The organism is Janthinobacterium sp. MP5059B, from assembly GCF_001758645.1.
Lineage (GTDB): Bacteria > Pseudomonadota > Gammaproteobacteria > Burkholderiales > Burkholderiaceae_D > Janthinobacterium > Janthinobacterium lividum.
Genome location: NZ_LRHX01000014.1, coordinates 200,220 through 217,549 on the forward strand (window position 1 = coordinate 200,220; position 17,330 = coordinate 217,549).

Sequence of the window (17,330 nt, forward strand, 5' to 3'; positions counted from 1 at the left end):
GGCCTTGCTCCTGATTATTAGGTTTGATGAAACACGAAGTGGTATTGAACCTTCGGTGCCGCATGCATTTTCCCAGTGAAAATACTGTACGGCGTCCCCTTGACTCCCATTGCCGAAGGCGCTTATGGTTAGCCTTGATAGGGGTAAAACGCTGCATAAACGCGACATGTAAGGCGTCCGTAAGACACGGGGTCTATCGTGTTAGCAAACAATTACTACACTGGAGACAAGCATGAGTGCTACAGAAAACCAAGGGCAGGGCACGGAACAGCAGGGACCGGAAGAGTCGCGCGTATTTGACCCGTCGGCGGCATTTGCCGCACAGGCCACCATTTCCGGCATGGACGCATACCGCGCCATGGTGAAAGAGGCGGAAACCGACTATGAAGGCTTCTGGGCCAAGCTGGCGCGCGAGAACCTGAGCTGGAAGAAACCGTTCACCCGCACCCTGAACGAAGACAACGCCCCGTTCTACAAATGGTTCGAAGACGGCCAGTTGAACGTATCGTACAACTGCCTGGACCGCAATATCGAAAATGGCCTGGGCGACAAGACGGCCATCATCTTCGAAGCGGACGATGGCACCGTCACCAAGGCAACATATAAAGAGCTGCACGAAAAAGTCTGCAAGTTCGCCAACGGCCTGAAAGCCAAGGGCATCGCCAAGGGCGACCGCGTGATCATCTATATGTCGATGTCCGTCGAAGGCGTTGCTGCAATGCAAGCCTGCGCGCGCATCGGCGCCACCCACTCTGTCGTGTTCGGCGGCTTCTCGGCGAAATCCCTGCAGGAACGCATCATCGACGCGGGCGCCGTGGCCGTCATCACGGGCGACGAGCAATTGCGCGGTGGCAAGAAGCTGCCATTGAAATCCATCGTCGACGAAGCGCTGGCGCTGGGCGGCTGCGACTCCGTGAAAAACGTCATCGTGTATAAACGTACGGGCAGCGACTTGCCGATGGTGGCCGGCCGCGACACGTGGCTGCACGACCTGGTCGAAGGCCAGTCGGCGCAATGCGAGCCGGAATGGGTCGATGCCGAGCATCCACTGTTTATCTTGTACACCTCCGGTTCGACGGGCACGCCGAAGGGCGTGCAGCACTCGAGCGGCGGCTACCTGCTGTGGGCCGCGCTGACGATGAAGTGGAGTTTCGACATCAAGCCGGACGACGTGTTCTGGTGCACGGCCGACATCGGCTGGGTGACGGGCCACAGCTACATCGCGTATGGCCCGATGGCCGTGGGCGCCACGCAAGTGGTGTTCGAAGGCATCCCGACCTACCCGAACGCGGGCCGGTTCTGGGAAACCATCAAGAAGCACAACGTCAGCATCTTCTACACGGCGCCAACGGCCATCCGTTCGCTGATCAAGGCAGCCGACGTGGACCCGAAAGTCCATCCAGGCAACTACGACCTGAGCAGCCTGCGCCTGCTGGGCACGGTCGGCGAGCCGATCAATCCGGAAGCGTGGATGTGGTACTACAAGCATATCGGCGGTGAGAAATGCCCGATCGTCGATACCTTCTGGCAAACGGAAACGGGTGGCCACATGATCACCCCGCTGCCTGGCGCGACACCGATGGTGCCCGGCTCCTGCACCCTGCCATTGCCGGGCATCATGGCCGCCATCGTCGACGAAGCGGGCCAGGACGTGCCGAACGGCCAGGGCGGTATTTTGGTCGTAAAACGCCCATGGCCATCGATGATCCGCACGATCTGGAACAACCCCGAGCGTTTCAAGTCCAGCTACTTCCCGGAAGAACTGGGTGGCAAGATGTACCTGGCCGGCGACGGCGCCATCCGCAACAAGGACACCGGCTACTTCACCATCACGGGCCGCATCGATGACGTGCTGAACGTGTCGGGCCACCGCATGGGCACGATGGAAATCGAATCGGCCCTGGTGGCCAATCCGCTGGTGGCCGAGGCAGCCGTGGTGGGCCGTCCGGACGACACGACAGGCGAATCGATCTGCGCCTTCGTGGTGCTCAAGCAGGCGCGTCCGACCGGCGAGGAAGCCAAGAAGCTGGCCCTGGAGCTGCGCAACTGGGTCGGCAAGGAAATCGGCCCGATCGCGAAACCGAAGGAAATCCGTTTTGGCGACAACCTGCCGAAAACCCGCTCCGGCAAAATCATGCGCCGCCTGCTGCGCGTGCTGGCCAAGGGCGAGACGATCACGCAAGACGTCTCGACCCTGGAAAACCCGTCCATCCTGGAGCAGCTGAAGGAAACGTCGTAATAGTCCAAAGCAACATCCGGGGTCAGACCCGCTGGGTCTGACCCCAGCCTTTACTGGGGGTGGAAGCTTGAGAACATCCGAAACCAATTCTGGCCAGCCAATGGTTTTACCCCTGGGTAAATAACTTTGGCAGTCCGTAGAATCTTTGCTATAATCTGCGGCTTCGCGACAAGCGATATGCAGTACACAATGTGAGCAAGCAAGACGCGCGCATTGCCTTCAGGAGAGATGGCTGAGCGGCTGAAGGCGCACGCCTGGAAAGCGTGTATAGGGTAATACTCTATCGGGGGTTCGAATCCCCCTCTCTCCGCCACGGATAGTAATTAAGTAAGATCAGGACGTCTCAGGAAGTCCCTCAAAAACCGCTTAGATCCTTGATTCTAAGCGGTTTTTTCGTTTTTCGGCGTCTCGAAATGTGCCAAGACGTTTCAGTACGTCTAACTTTTTTGAGGGAAAGCGCCGGGCCGGATTCCCCCATCCTTGACTACCATTCCCGCATAACTGTCCTATAGTGGTTTCAGACGCATTTGCGAAGGAGGCCACCATGGCAAAGCTCATCGTACCGCTGTCCGAACTTCAGGTCAAAAACACCAAACCAAAGGATAAACCATACAAGTTATCCGACGGCGGCGGCCTGTTCGTAGAAGTCATGCCGAGCGGGTCTCGCATCTGGCGCTGGAAGTTTCGCCAGGCCAACGGTAAGGAGAACGCACTGACGTTTGGTCCTTATCCGGAAATTACGTTGCAGGATGCGCGTGAAAAGCGCTTGGCAGCGCGGCGCCTGATGCTGCAAGGGATCGACCCGGCCAAGCATCGCGACGACGCCAAACGACTGTTGAAAGAGCGCGCCGCCAATACTTTTGAAAAAATCGCCCGCGAGTGGCATGCCAACAGGGTTCCGACCTGGAGCGAGCGCACCGCCAAGAACGTCCTGCAACGGCTGGAGGCAGATATCTTTCCTGCCATTGGCCGCAAGCCCATCGATGAACTCAAGCACCTCGATGTGATCGCCGCACTGCGCAAGATCGAGGAGCGCGGCGCAAGCGAGGTCGCCCATCGCCAGAGAGCGGTATGTGCTTCAATTTTCAGCTACGCGATTCAGTGCGGATTCACAGAGCGCAATCTGGTCACCGATATGAAGGATGTGCTGAAGACCGTCCGCGCCGGACACTTCGCCGCCATCAACGCCGACGAGCTACCGCAGTTCCTGGCCATTCTGGACCGCAACGAAGCACGTATGTTCGCGCCGACCCGCATTGCGCTGCGGCTGATGCTGCTGTGCTTTGTGCGTACCAGCGAGTTGATTGAAACGCCCTGGAGTGAAATTGACCTGGAGCGCGGCGAGTGGATCATTCCATGGCAGCGCATGAAGCGCGGCAAGCTGACCGTCAATCCGGATATGACCAACCATCACGTATGCCTGTCGCGCCAGGCGCTGGAGCTGCTGCGCGAACTGCACGCGATCACGGGCCGCAGCAAGTACCTGTTCCCGAATCAGCGCGACCACGAAAAGCCGATCAGCAATAACACGATACTGGTGGCGCTTGGACGCATGGGATACAAGGGCAAGATGACCGGCCATGGCTTCCGGGCGCTGGCCATGAGCACCATCAAGGAGCGCCTGGGCTACCGGCATGAAGTCGTGGACCGGCAGCTGGCACATGCACCGAAGGATAAGGTGGCCAGCGCCTATGACCGCGCCCAGTTCCTGGCGGAGCGGCGCAAGATGATGCAGGATTGGGCCGACTATATCGATGCCGTCAGCGGCAAGGGAGCGCCGCCGCAGACGCCAAGATTAACGCTGGTCAGTGGCGAATTCAGCCGGGATGGCGGAACAGGAGGGCACCATGTCTAAGTATGTATTGCGCCTCACGGATGAGCTTATCAATCAAGCTGCTCCGAAGGACAAAATATACAAACTATCCGATGGGGCTGGTCTGTACATCGCAGTGCAGCCCAGCGGCAGCAAGGTCTGGCGCATGAAGTATCGCCAGCAAAGCGGTGGCGAAAGCGTTCTGACTTTTGGCAGGTATCCCGAAGTCTCTATCGTCAAAGCCCGCGAACACAGGCTTGCAGCGCATCAGCTGCTGGAGCTGCAGCAGGACCCGCGCACAGAATTCAATCGAGAAAAATTGCATCCACTGCCAAAGCCTATTCCAATCGACGAAATATTCGATGAGCCGGAGTGGGGCCATGTGCAGACCAGTATTCGGCGGGCGACCCTGCTCGCTATCCGTCACCTCGAAACCGCCTTATTTCCGGCATTACAGCGCATTTCCATCAGTGAAGCACAGCACAGTATCCAGCAAGCAGCCATTCGGCAAATTGAACAGGCTGGTTTGCAGGTCGTCTCCCGTCAGCTGGAGGGTGTCGCGACGGCGCTCGCTGCCAGTTATTTACGTAACGGTATGAGCATGGACCAATTGGTTAGTGCGATGAAGGAGTCAAGGAGGCGGGTACGTCGCCAGGGCGACAACATGCAGTAGCTATCGGAGTCTTTGACCGGGTCCCAATTCTGCGTACTACGAAAAGCGCACTTGACGAAACGAACCACTTGCAAACGTCGTTAACCGGCATAGAATGAAGCTCTCTTATGTGGGAATCGCTCCCACGAGGGCATGCATCGAGCATGTCCCTATGCTTAGCGGCATAGGCGTTGCGGTCGTTACCCGCCACCATGATACATAGCAGTTTCTGCTAGATATATCGCCGGGCCATGCAGAAGCATGCACGTCTCGGCACGATAAAGCGCTGCCTTCAGCGCCTACATATCCCACAATCCGCAAGACGGATTGCCTGGATGATTGCGCCCGGTGGGCGCTTCTTCAAACAGGAGCAAGACTCCTGCCCCGATTGGTTCGCATACCCCGCGAGGTAGCGCACCCTATGAAGCACAGCATGGCTTTGCCGCAAGCCGCACCGTCAGCAGAAATGCCGGCGATGCGATGCCATCGCGGCTGCCGCCAGCGCATGTGCTTCAGAGCCGCCAGTATCGTCACCGCGAGTGCGATGCTGGCATGTATGCCGTCACATGCCATGGCTACGTGCGCGCGTCGTTACTGGCGGCGTGCTGCCAGTGACGACGCGCCGCCGACGGCATAGGCCCAGGCGGCAAGCGGAATTCCACCGCGTGATGCTGTTCAGTGATGGGGCCAGGCGCCCCGCATCGCAGGCAAGCCCCGCGATGTCCTTTGCCCGCTACGGGCTGATTAGTAGAAGTTGATCCGTGCACGATGTGCACTCCATGGACCCTGGGTGATTGGTCCCCGCTGCGGCGGCTTCCTCCGGGAGCGCGCAGCGGTGCCACACGCGCATGCGGCGCGGGCAGGCAGTAACAGCAACCGCATACACGGGAGTGGTGTCCCGAGGCCCTTGATTCAACCTTTTCTGCCGAGGCAGTGAGGGTGGCCAGAAACACTTACCAGACAGGATTACACCACGCGGCATCGATGTGAAAACCAATGATCGAAAGGATGACTTTGCCATGCGCGACTTGAACTACCAGCTCAAGCAGCTGTGTCACCGCAACCGGGATGGCAGCTTCGCGACGCAGGCCGACCGTGAGCGCTTATTAAACCTGTGCGCCAACGACCTGGCGGAACGAGGCTTCCAGCATATGAGCGTGGACAGTCTGAAACCGAAGCACGTAGCGGCGCTGCTCGACAAGTGGAAGCAGGATGGCGTCAGTACCGGAACGATCAAGAATCGCATGAGCGCCTTGCGCTGGTGGGCTGAGAAAATCGGCAAGGAAAACATTATTGCGCGCACCAACGGCGAATATGGCATCGCGGAGCGGGTGTTTGTCACCAACGTCTCGAAGGCGAAGGTGCTCGACGCCGACACGCTGGCCCGCGTGAATGATCCATATACGCGCATGTCCCTGCAGCTGCAGGCGGCGTTTGGATTGCGACGCGAGGAAAGCATCAAGATCAAGCCAGGATGGGCTGACGGCGGGAACATCCTGCGGCTGCAGGATAGCTGGACCAAGGGTGGTAAATACCGGGAGGTGCCGATTGCCGCCATGCAGCAGCGCGCCGTGCTGGATGCAGCCAAGGCGCTGGCCGGAAAAGGCAGCTTGATTCCGGCGCAGTTGCGCTATCGGGACCAGTTGAACCGCTTTCGTGCGCAGTGCGACAAGGCTGGCATCCATGGCGTGCATGGGCTGCGCCATGAGTACGCACAGCGGCGCTATGCCGAGTTGACTGGCCGACCTTGTCCAGCCAGTGGGGGCCTGACTTCGAGGCAGCTGGATGCTTCACAAAAACTCGCAGATCAAGCTGCGCGGATGAAGATTTCAGTGGAGATGGGGCATGGACGTGAGCAGGTCACTTCCATCTATCTGGGCAGATGACCGCCCACTTGTATCAGGGCCGCAGCGCATGGAACAGAAGAGATGCAAAGAGGTGCAGCCTTGGCGCTGCCGGAATGATCGCGGAGAGCCAGCATGACTCTCTATTGTTTGCTGTTCATCAATCGAAGGAGAATCTTATGACCACGACTAAAAAATTCCTCCGCTTGCCTGCGGTCATCGAGGCCACCGGCTGGTCCCGCGCCACAATCTGGCGCAAGGTGAAGGCAGGCGTCTTGCCGGCGCCAATACCTATCGGTCCCAAGTCTATCGCGTGGGACGCTGAAGAAATCGCCCAATGGCAGCAGCGCTGTATTGACGCTAGGCGTGGAGTCGCTTGAGTGGGAGTTAATAGTGGCTGGATAGGAGCGCCCCACCTCGTAAGATGTCACGGGGCGGGCCTACCGGCCCTCTCTGAATCGTCCAACTGCTGCCGCTGCGCGGCAGCCCGCGCGTTCGTGGTTCTAATTAGGTATCTACTGAGTATGCTTTTACGGCGTCCAATGCATCAGTCTGTGTCCGAATGGAGGACCTGACCCTGGCGGCCGCGTGGGGCATTTTCGGGAGCAAGTAACCTCGATTTACTTGGGCCGGTAATCCTTTTCCCGGATATTCTTCCGACAAGCCTGCATGATTTTTCCTGGCCGCACACTGCGCCGGTGTTGCGGCCACTGCGCGCGGCTGGCGCGACGCCTGCAACGTGGCGCCGCGCCCGCGATAGTGGCCAAGTTTGTAGAACTGTTTGCATCGTCTGCATCCGGCGCCGTGCCATTGTTCCTCTGCTTGGTCAGCGTCGGTACTTTAGCTAAAAAGCAAGGTCCAGGCTGCGCGGCGTAGGGCATAGTATCTGTGTTACTGGTGCGAGCGCCGAGCCACCGGGCACGAAGCCTTGGCGCTGGAGACCGCTGACCGTAGTTCCTCCTGCTACGTAATGACACTTCCTGAATTTATCACCCGCTGATACAATTCAATTTTTGCGTCCAAGACCCGCTTATCAATGAAGCATTGTGTGATCGGTATCCGCGTGTCCGACGCGTCTGAACCTGTCCGATCAGGGGGTGAAGTGCCCACGGTCTGGTTCACCTCAATGGCGTCGCTTGCCGCCGTGCTGTCGGACGACAACCGCGCCCTGCTGCGCCTCATCCATGAACGGCAACCGAAGTCGCTCACTGAGTTGGCGGCATGGACCGGGCGCAAGGTACCCAACTTGTCGCGCACGCTGCGCACGATGGCTGGCTATGGGCTGGTGGAACTCAAAAAGAACGCCCGCGACGTGCAGCCCATCGCGCTCGCGACCAAATTTCTGGTGGTGGTGGACTGATCCATCCCGCAACCAAGAACAGAGAAATAGACTAAACGATGCCTACTGCCAAACTGACACTTTCCCGCCTTGAAAGCTTGCTGCTCACTGCCTGCGATGACCTGCGCGGCAACATGGATGCCAGCGAATACAAGGAATACATTTTCGGCATGCTGTTCCTCAAGCGCGCCAGTGATCTGTTCGATCAGCGTCGTGAAGAGATTCGGCGAGAAGGCGAAGCGGCCGGACTGTCGGATGCCGACATCGCGCTCAACCTGGAAGACCCGGACCAATACTCCGGCAAATACTTCTTTGTGCCACCGCGCGCGCGCTGGAATGCGCCGTGGGTGGATGACGCGGGCAATCAACAGCCGGCGCTCAAACACATCAAGGAAAACGTCGGCTCCATGCTTAACAAGGCGCTGGAAGCACTGGAAGAAGACAACGCTGACGCCTTGCAGGATGTGCTCAAGGGTACCATCAACTTCAATCGCAAGATCGGCAAGAACACACTGGACGATGACACGCTGGTCGACTTCATCCAGAACTTCGAAAAAATCCCGTTGCACGACGACGATTTCGAATTTCCAGATCTGCTCGGCGCCGCCTATGAATGGCTGATTAAGCACTTTGCCGACTCGGCTGGCAAGAGTGCGGGCGAGTTCTACACCCCGGCCGAAGTAGTGCGCGTCTGCGTCGAGATCTGCGATCCCAAGGAAGGCATGAGCGTGTACGATCCTACCGTGGGCTCTGGCGGCATGCTGATCCAGGCGCGCGACTACCTGCGCGAATGCGGTGCCGATGCGCTGGAACTGTCGCTCAACGGGCAGGAAATGATGGGCACCACCTGGTCCATCTGCAAGATGAACATGCTGCTGCATGGCATCTCCCACGCCGATATCCGCAACGCCGACACTCTGGCCGACCCACAGCACAAGGACGAGAACAACGAGCTCAAGCGATTCGACCGAGTGCTGGCCAATCCGCCGTTCAGTCAGAACTACGCCCGAGCGCAGTCCAAGGACGATGGCAGCGGCGCCAAGAAAAAAGTCACCATTGCCTACCCCGGCCGCTTCCATGTCTGGATGCCGGAAAAAGGTAAAAAGGCCGACCTGATGTTCGTGCAGCACATGCTGGCCGTGCTCAAGAGCGACGGCCGCATGGCCACGGTCATGCCGCACGGCGTGCTGTTCCGTGGCGGTGAGGAGCGCGAAGCCCGGCAATATTTCATCGACAAAGGCTATCTGGAAGCCGTCATCGGCCTGCCCGGCAACCTGTTTTATGGCACCGGCATTCCGGCCTGCATCTTGGTGCTCAACAAGGCTGGCGCCGCGCAACGCGACCATGTGCTATTCATCAACGCCGACCGCGAATACCGCGAAGGCAAGGCGCAAAATCACTTGCGCCCGGAGGACATCGACAAGATCGTGCATGCCTACCGCGCCGGGGACAACATTACCGCCTACGCCCGGCGCGTGCCGGTGGCCGACATCCGGGCCGAGGACTACAACTGCAACATCCGCCGCTATGTGGACAATGCCCCACCGCCGGAGCCGCACGACGTGCGCGCCCACCTGCACGGCGGCGTGCCAGTGAATGAGATCGACGGCCTCGCGCACTTTTGGCGGAACTATGCGGGCCTGCGCGACAGCTGCTTCACGCCCCGCGCCATGCCGGTGCGCGGCGTGACCTACGCCGACTTCACTCCTGCGCTGCAAGACAGGCGCGCCATTGCCGAGCATGTCAACACCCATTCCGGTGTGACCCAGCGGCAAACGCAATTCCTGGCCGAGCTGCAAAGCTGGTGGCAACAACACTTGCCCATCGTCGAGGCGCTGGCGCCAGATTCCGACAATCAGCATGCGACCAGCCGCAACGTCTATGCTGTTCGCGCCACGCTGCTCGACAGCATCGAGCGCACCTTTGTCGGTCAGCATCTGTTGAATCGCTATCAGGTTCGCGGCGCCTTCGCCAATTACTACAAGCAACTTGCCTCCGACTTCAAATCCATCGCCGCCAGCGGCTGGGGGCCGGAGCTGATACCTGATGAGGACATCCTGCAAAGCCAGTTTCCGCAAGTGCTGGCCGAACTCGAAGCCCAGCACGCCCGCCTGGCCGAACTGCAAGCGCTGTTTGCCGCCGCTGGCGAGGAGGATTTTGAGGATGCCGACGACACCGGGGTGTTGCCCGCCGATGAGGTCAAAGCCCTCAAGGACGAGTTGAAGGAAGCCATATCCCAGCGGAAAGACCAGATCAAAGTCCTCAAGGGTGCCATGGGTGATCTGTTTACCGAGATCAAGGCGGCCGGCAAGCTGCCCAAGGGCACCGACAAGGGCTATTACTGCAGCGATGGCCTCACCGCCAAGGAAGCACAGTTTGGTAACGGTCAGCGCGTGCTGGACCTCGCGGCTTCGGTGGGCCACACGTCCGTCTTCACGACAGCAATCGAGCAGGCAATGGCGGCAGGCCAACAGGCCAAGAACACGGCAGAGCGTATCGAGGCGAAGCTGACTACCCACAAGGCACTGGAAGATGAAGCCAAGATGCTGAAAGCGGCGATCAAGTCCACCGAGGCCAAAAAGGATGAACTGGTTGAGCAGGCGCGCCTCAAGATCAGCAAGGACGAGGCCCGCGTCGTCATCGTCGAGCGGTTGGGTCAGGTACTGTTCGACAGCTACCGCCAGTACCTGCGCGCCGACCAGCGCGCCTGCATTGTCGCTATTGAAAACCTGTGGAGCAAATACGCGGTGACGGCCCAGCAGATTGAAGCCGAGCGTGACGATGCCGCGCAGGCATTGCAGGCATTTTTGGTGGAGTTGGGATATGAGTAAGTGGATTGAACGCCCACTCGGCTCCCTAACCGAAATTGTCAGCGGTGGCACACCATCGCGAGAAATTGGGGAATATTGGGGAGGAGATATCCCATGGGTAACTCCAACAGACATTACATCGTGCTCAACAAATTACCTGTCCGCGACTGCTGACCGAATTACAAAAAAAGGGCTTCTCAATTCATCAGCCAAGGTACTTCCTTCGGGTTCAATTCTTTTTACCTCCCGTGCGACTGTTGGCCTATCAAAGATTGCTGTCGTCCCCGTTTGTACGAACCAAGGTTTTAAGAGTCTCATTCCATCAAAAGAGGTTGATGGCACTTTTTTACTCTATCAGGTCCAGCGATTAAGAGGGGAGTTTGAACGCTTTGCGGCAGGTAGCACTTTCCCTGAAATTAATAAGAAAGACACGGCACGGGTTTCGATTCCTCATCCGGTATGTTCACGTATTCAGCAAAAAATCGCCGTCATCCTGATCGCTATCGATACCGCTATCGAAAAAACCGAAGCCCTGGCCGCCAAATACCAGCAGATCAAGGCTGGCCTGATGCACGACCTGTTCACCCGTGGCGTACTGCCCAATGGCCAACTACGCCCACCGCGCAGCGAAGCGCCGGAGCTGTATCAGGAAACGGCGATTGGATGGATTCCGAGAGGATGGGAGGTTTCCGGCTTGGCTTCTAAAGGCCGTTCTGGCACGAACTGGATACGAACAGGTCCATTCGGGTCTGCATTAAAAGGAGAACATTGGCGCCTCCACGGGCATCCCGTCATCACTATTGGCGCGTTAGGTGAAGGCGTATTTACCCACGAGGAATTGCTATTCGTGAGTAAGAGGGATGCCGCGCGGTTGCTCGACTTTCAATTGAAGGCTGATGATGTAGTTTTCTCTCGTGTCGCTGATGTTGGCAGATCCGTTGTTGTTCGCGATGAACAAGCTGGTTGGATCATGTCGTCGAACCTGATGCGTATCGCAGTTGACGAGGGACGCGCGCGGCCCGATTTTCTCCAGATGGCATTGGCTGGCGATGCACGAATCAAGTCACAGATTCGTGCTCGCGTAAACAGTAGTGGACGCGATGTGGCAAATAGTGAGGTATTGAGCCAACTTCGTTTTGTTTGGCCTGATATAAGTGAGCAAGACCAGATCATTGCGCTTTCTAACCGTGCAAGCCGCAACTTAATTTCAGCGCAAGAAAAAGCGGCGAAACTTCACCTCCAAAAATTCGGCCTGATGCAAGACCTGCTCACCGGAAAAGTATCCGTGCAGGTCGATGAACCGGAGGCCTGCGATGCCTGACAAAATGCTGATCAAGCTCGCCGACGTGCTGCGCCAGCGCACAATGACGGGCGAGCACAAGATGGTCTGCAATCCGCACGTCCCGCATATGGAGATAGTCGCATGAGTTCCGAGCATCCTGTGTCCCTGACGCAGCAGCCCAGCGGCTATGCCGAATGGCTGGTCGATCTCAAAGGCCGCATCCATACAGCGCAGCAGCGCGCCGCGCTGGCCGTCAACCGCGAATTGGTGGGGTTGTATTGGCATATCGGCAGCGAGATTCTGGCGCGGCAGGTCAGCCAAGGCTGGGGCGCCAGGGTGATCGACCGGCTGGCGCAGGATCTGCGCAGCGCCTTTCCGGAAATGAAAGGCTTTTCGCCCCGCAACCTGAAATACATGCGCGCCTTTGCCCAGGCATGGCCTGAGCCCGAATTTGTGCAGCAGGCTGCTGCACAATTACCGTGGTTCCACCTGTGCACCCTGCTCGACAAGCTGAAAACTCGCGCCGAGCGCGACTGGTATCTGGCGCAAGCTGTGGAACACAACTGGTCGCGCAATGTGCTGGCGATCCAGATTGAAACCCGATTGAAAGACCGCAACGGTACGGCGCTGACCAACTTCGATGCACGTTTGCCCAAGCCGCAGTCCGATCTGGCCAGGGAATCGCTCAAAGACCCGTATCGGCTGGACTTTCTGGGGCTGGGCAAAGAAGCCGAAGAGCGCGACATCGAATCGGCCCTGGTTCAACACATCACCCAATTTCTGCTGGAACTGGGCGCGGGGTTTGCCTACGTGGGGCGACAGGTGCATGTGGAAGTCGGCGGCGACGATTTTTTCATCGACCTGCTGTTCTACCACCTCAAGCTGCGCTGCTATGTGGTCGTCGAGATCAAAGCCGGCAAATTCAAGCCGGAACACCTGGGGCAGTTGGGCTTTTATTTGACCGCCGTGGATGCCCAAATCAAGACGGAACACGACGGCGCCACGATCGGCTTGCTGCTGTGCAAAACCAAAAACAAGGTGGTGGCCGAATACGCCTTGCGCGACAGTAGCCGTCCCATGGGAATCGCCGAGTACCAGTTGATCGAATCGCTGCCCACCACGCTGCAAACCAGCTTGCCCAGCATCGAGCAAATTGAGCAGGAGCTGGCGGATGGTGGCGAAGAGGGGCAGCAATGAGTGAATACACGGAAGTCGAGCGCCCCTTCTTGGAACAACTGGCCGGGCTGGGCTGGACGGTCATCGATCAGGGCGCCGGCATCCCGCAGGAGGCCGCGCCCAGCCTGCGCGCCAATTTTCGCCAGTGGCTGCTGCCGGAGGTGTTCGATGCGGCCGTGTGCGCCATCAACCTCGACGATGAGGGGCGTACGTGGCTGACGAATCGGCAGCTCGAAGACCTGCGCGGGCAACTGTTGCGCCAGCCCAACCGCACCCTGCTGGAGGCAAATGAAGCTATCCAGACGCTGCTGTTCAAAGCCCAGGTCGATGCCAATGAGCTGACCGGAGAGGCCGACCCGGTGGTGCGCCTGATTGATTTTCACAACCCTGAGAACAATCGGTTCCACGCCATCAATCAGTTCCGCATCGACACGCCGGGCTGTGTGAAGGCGTTCATCATTCCGGACATTGTGCTGTTCGTGAACGGCATTCCGCTGGCCGTGGTGGAGTGCAAAAAAGGCTCCGAGACTTGTGCCAACCCGATGCAGGAAGCCTTTGTGCAGTTGCAGCGCTATATGCGACGGCGCCAGGAAACTGAACACGCCGGCCTGAAGGAAGGCGAACCGCGCCTGTTCCACAGCAACCTGCTGCTGATCCGCAGCAGCGGCATCGAGGCCGACTATGGCACGATTACTTCGGGCGCTGAGCATTTTTACGCCTGGAAGACGCTGTATCCGCAGGATGATGCCGGTCGGGAAGGCTTGTGCGCTCAGCAGCAACTGATCGCGGGGATGCTGACCAAATCCAATTTGTTGCAGATCTTGCGCACCAGCGCGGTGTTCATGGACACCGATGGCGGACCACGCGTCAAGGTAGTCTGCCGTTACCAGCAGTTCCGCGCCGCCGGCAAGATCGCACAGCGCCTGCGCGACGGCGGCACAGCCATGGAACGCAGCGGCGTGGTATGGCACACGCAGGGCTCGGGAAAATCGCTGACGATGGTGTTCCTGGCGCGCATGCTGCGCGCCAGCCGTGACCTTGCCGACTACAAGATCGTGTTGGTCAATGACCGGCAGGACCTGGAGGAACAACTGGCCGCCACGGCCACGCTGATCGGCGGACGGGTGAATGTGATCGAAAGTCGTGTGGGGTTGCGGCAGCATCTGGCCACCGACAGTTCCGACGTCAGCATGGTGATGGTGCACAAGTTTCAGGAGCATAAGCAGACGCTGAGCAATGCCGTGGCCGAGGCGCTGGGCACGTATCTGGCGATGCCGGCGGGCAAGATATTCGGTGTGGTCAACACCTCGGAGCGCATCATTCTGATGATCGACGAGGCACACCGCACGCAGAGTTCGGATCTGGGCGATAACCTGTTCGAAGCCTTTCCCAACGCCGCGCGCATTGCTTTCACCGGCACACCTCTGATCACCGAGCGTCACGGCGAGAAGAAAACGCACAAGCGTTTTGGCGAGTGCATCGACACCTACCGTTTGATGGATGCGGTAAACGATGGCGCCACGCTGCAAATCCTCTACGAAGGCAAGACGGCCGATAGCGCACTGAATGAAAAGCATGCCTTCGACACGGCGTTTGAAGACCTGTTCAAGGACCGCAGCGATGAGGAGTTGCTGGCGATTAAGAAGAAATATGGCGCCACCGGCGACATCCTGGAAGCCGAAAACCGCATCAACGCGATTGCCCGCGATCTGGTCGCGCACTATGTCGACAACATCTTGCCCAATGGCTTCAAGGCGCAGGTGGTGTGCCATTCCAAGCTGGCCTGTGTACGCTACCAGGTTGGCATCGACGCCGCGCTGAGCGAGCGCATCGCCAGGGAAGAAGCGCAGGCTGTACCCGATGCGGTGCTGATCAAACGCCTGCGCTTCCTGAAAACCGCCGTCGTGATGTCCAGCGATGGCACCAACGAGGCCGCCTACATCACCCACGCCCGCAAGCAGGCGCAGCGGATGAATGCGGTGGAGAATTTCTGTCGCGGCTTCGATCCGGATGACCCCGACAAGGCGTACACCGGTATCGCCTTCCTGATCGTGTGCGACATGCTGCTGACCGGCTTCGATGCGCCCATCGAGCAGGTGATGTACATTGACAAGAAGCTGCGCGAACACACTTTGCTGCAGGCGATAGCCCGTACCAACCGGGTCAAGAAGGGGAAGCAGCGCGGCTACATCGTCGATTACATCGGCCTGGCCAACCACCTGACGGACGCGCTCACCTTGTATGCGGCCAGCGACGAGTTGCAAGAACTGCACGACGGGATGCAGAACATTAGTTCCGAACTGCCGGTGTTGGAGGAACGCTATCAACGTCTGCTGCAGCATTTCACGGCTCTGAGTGTCAAGAACATCAAAGCCTTCGTGAATGGAGAATTGCCCAATCTGGACGCTGATGCGGCCGTGGTGCACGCGGCGGTCAAGGCCCTGAAGGACGACAAGAAGCGGGCCGACTTCGAGGTATATTTCAAGAAATTCCTGATGAGCCTGGACATCATTCTGCCACACAGTTCGGCCCAGTCGTATCGGGTGCCGGCCAAGCGCTTTGGCTACATCCTCCAGGTGTGCAAGGAACGCTATAAGGACTGCAGTCTGGATTTAGGCAACGCTGGGGAAAAGGTGAAGGCGCTGATCAACGAGCATCTGATCAGCCTGGGCATCAACCCCAAGGTACCGCCTGTTGAATTGTTGGCCGAGGATTTTCTGGATAAGCTTAATCGCCACGCTGGCCAGAATAGCGAGGCCAAGGCCAGCGAGATGGAACACGCCATCCGCAAACACTGCACCGTGCACCACGATGAAGATCCGGCGTTCTACAAGAGCCTGTCGGAGAAGGTCGATGCACTGATCGAGAAGCATCATGACGAGTGGGATTTACTCGCGGAAAAGCTCGCTGCATTGCGTCAGGACGCTATCGTTGGTCGTCAGCAGGGCGAAGATGGCATGAGCCGTGAGGCGACGACGTTCTTCGATCATCTTGTTCAGGTTGGTTTTGCCAGCGGTTCCGTCAGTGAAGCGAACAAGCCCGCTTTCAAAGCGTTGATGGAAACCACGGTGGAGATTCTTCAAGAAGCCGTCGCCAGCATCGATTTCTGGCACAATCCCGATAAACAAAAGCGGGTACGTGGCCTGCTCAAAACCGAGATAGCCAAAGCTGGTATCGAAGAACTGAAACAGAACCGCGAGCGTGTCGCCGTCGAGATCATGAAACTTGCCAAAAACCGGCACGACAAGCTCATCAAGGTAGCCCGGATGGGAGGTGCATGATGCAATTACGACAGGTGCGTGACATCGAATACCAGCTTTTGCCAGGGGCTGACCGGCAGACCACCGACATCGTCATTGAACGCAATGGCATGATTACTGTGCGCCCGCCCAAAAAAATGACTCCGGAGCAGGTCGATGAAACGGTACTCAGTAAGCGAATGTGGATTTATCGCAACCTGGCGGAATGGCGTGACCTCAATGCCACGCGTGTTACCCGTGAATGGGTCAGCGGCGAGTCCTTCCTCTACCTTGGCAGCCACTATCGCCTGCAGCTTGTTGTAGAACAGGATGAACCGCTCAAATTGAAAGATGGTCGATTCTGTTTATTGAGATCTATTGTCGAGTCCGGCGGCTGCGAAGCCGCCCATCAGGCCTTTGAGGACTTCTACAAGGAGAAGGGGCAGCCTCGTATCAAGAAGCGGGCCGCATACTTCGCGGCAAAGGTCGGCGTTGCAATGAGTTCGGTGCAGATCAAGGAACTGGGGTATCGGTGGGGGGCGTGTCTGAAAAATGGTGACCTGCATTTTCACTGGAAGTGCTTAATGGCACCTCTCACCATCATCGACTACATCATCGTTCACGAATTGTGCCACCTGCGTCACCGCGATCATTCGGATGCCTTTTGGAACGAAGTAGACAAAGTGCTACCCGACTATCGTGAACGTAAGGACTGGCTCAGAGTGCGTGGTGCGGAGTTGGATCTTTGACGATCTGCACAGGGGGGTAGCAAATCGCAATGGCTAAATTTTTTTTCCGATAGTCTTTAAGTTGCGATAAGGGGGATGAATGGGGGGATACACGGATTTTAGTGCGACTGAAATCAAGCACCCATGCCACTGCCGGAGCAAGATTCGAATCCCCCTCTCGCCACGGACGAAAAAGAAAAAGCTACCC

Annotated in this window: 11 protein-coding genes and 1 tRNA gene; all 12 read left to right on the plus strand. The window is 58.1% G+C overall.

Annotated features, from left to right (window positions below):
- Positions 1-232: 232 nt before the first annotated feature.
- The 12 genes from acs to JAB1_RS17000 all read left to right on the plus strand — a co-directional run bounded on the left by acs (position 233) and on the right by JAB1_RS17000 (position 17,143).
- Positions 233-2,239, plus strand: a complete 2,007-nt coding sequence (gene acs, locus JAB1_RS16945; protein WP_070281011.1) for an acetate--CoA ligase — start codon at positions 233-235, stop codon at positions 2,237-2,239.
- Between the two features lie 222 nt (positions 2,240-2,461).
- A tRNA-Ser gene (locus tag JAB1_RS16950) sits at positions 2,462-2,552 on the plus strand.
- A 231-nt stretch (positions 2,553-2,783) separates the two neighbouring features.
- The gene (locus tag JAB1_RS16955; protein ID WP_070281014.1) at positions 2,784-4,094 is read left to right on the plus strand and encodes an integrase arm-type DNA-binding domain-containing protein; all 1,311 of its coding nucleotides are present in this window, start codon (positions 2,784-2,786) and stop codon (positions 4,092-4,094) included.
- Positions 4,087-4,725, plus strand: coding sequence for a DUF4102 domain-containing protein (locus tag JAB1_RS16960; protein WP_175445081.1), 639 nt, complete (start codon positions 4,087-4,089; stop codon positions 4,723-4,725). Before JAB1_RS16955 ends, JAB1_RS16960 begins: the two co-directional genes overlap by 8 nt.
- Before the next feature lie 965 nt (positions 4,726-5,690).
- Positions 5,691-6,590, plus strand: coding sequence for a phage integrase N-terminal domain-containing protein (locus JAB1_RS16965; RefSeq protein WP_254672141.1), 900 nt, complete (start codon positions 5,691-5,693; stop codon positions 6,588-6,590).
- A gap of 137 nt (positions 6,591-6,727) precedes the next feature.
- A complete protein-coding gene (locus tag JAB1_RS16970; protein WP_034760447.1) occupies positions 6,728-6,928 on the plus strand; it encodes an AlpA family transcriptional regulator in 201 nt (66 codons plus the stop codon).
- A 656-nt stretch (positions 6,929-7,584) separates the two neighbouring features.
- Positions 7,585-7,908 carry a helix-turn-helix domain-containing protein gene (locus JAB1_RS16975; protein WP_070281020.1) on the plus strand — a complete coding sequence of 108 codons (324 nt, stop codon included), beginning with the start codon at positions 7,585-7,587 and terminating at the stop codon, positions 7,906-7,908.
- Positions 7,909-7,946: 38 nt separating this feature from the next.
- Positions 7,947-10,718: a class I SAM-dependent DNA methyltransferase gene (locus JAB1_RS16980; protein WP_070281022.1), complete on the plus strand. Its 2,772-nt coding sequence runs from the start codon at positions 7,947-7,949 to the stop codon at positions 10,716-10,718.
- Positions 10,711-12,018, plus strand: a complete 1,308-nt coding sequence (locus JAB1_RS28840; protein ID WP_071653366.1) for a restriction endonuclease subunit S — start codon at positions 10,711-10,713, stop codon at positions 12,016-12,018. Before JAB1_RS16980 ends, JAB1_RS28840 begins: the two co-directional genes overlap by 8 nt.
- A 102-nt stretch (positions 12,019-12,120) precedes the next feature.
- Entirely contained in the window at positions 12,121-13,176 is a 1,056-nt protein-coding gene (locus tag JAB1_RS16990; RefSeq protein WP_070281026.1) for a PDDEXK nuclease domain-containing protein, read from the plus strand.
- Positions 13,173-16,436, plus strand: coding sequence for an HsdR family type I site-specific deoxyribonuclease (locus tag JAB1_RS16995; protein ID WP_070281030.1), 3,264 nt, complete (start codon positions 13,173-13,175; stop codon positions 16,434-16,436). The genes JAB1_RS16990 and JAB1_RS16995 overlap by 4 nt, the downstream gene beginning before the upstream one ends.
- Complete coding sequence (locus tag JAB1_RS17000; protein ID WP_217494303.1) at positions 16,433-17,143, plus strand: SprT family zinc-dependent metalloprotease; 711 nt, start codon at positions 16,433-16,435, stop codon at positions 17,141-17,143. The genes JAB1_RS16995 and JAB1_RS17000 overlap by 4 nt, the downstream gene beginning before the upstream one ends.
- Positions 17,144-17,330 lie beyond the last annotated feature (187 nt).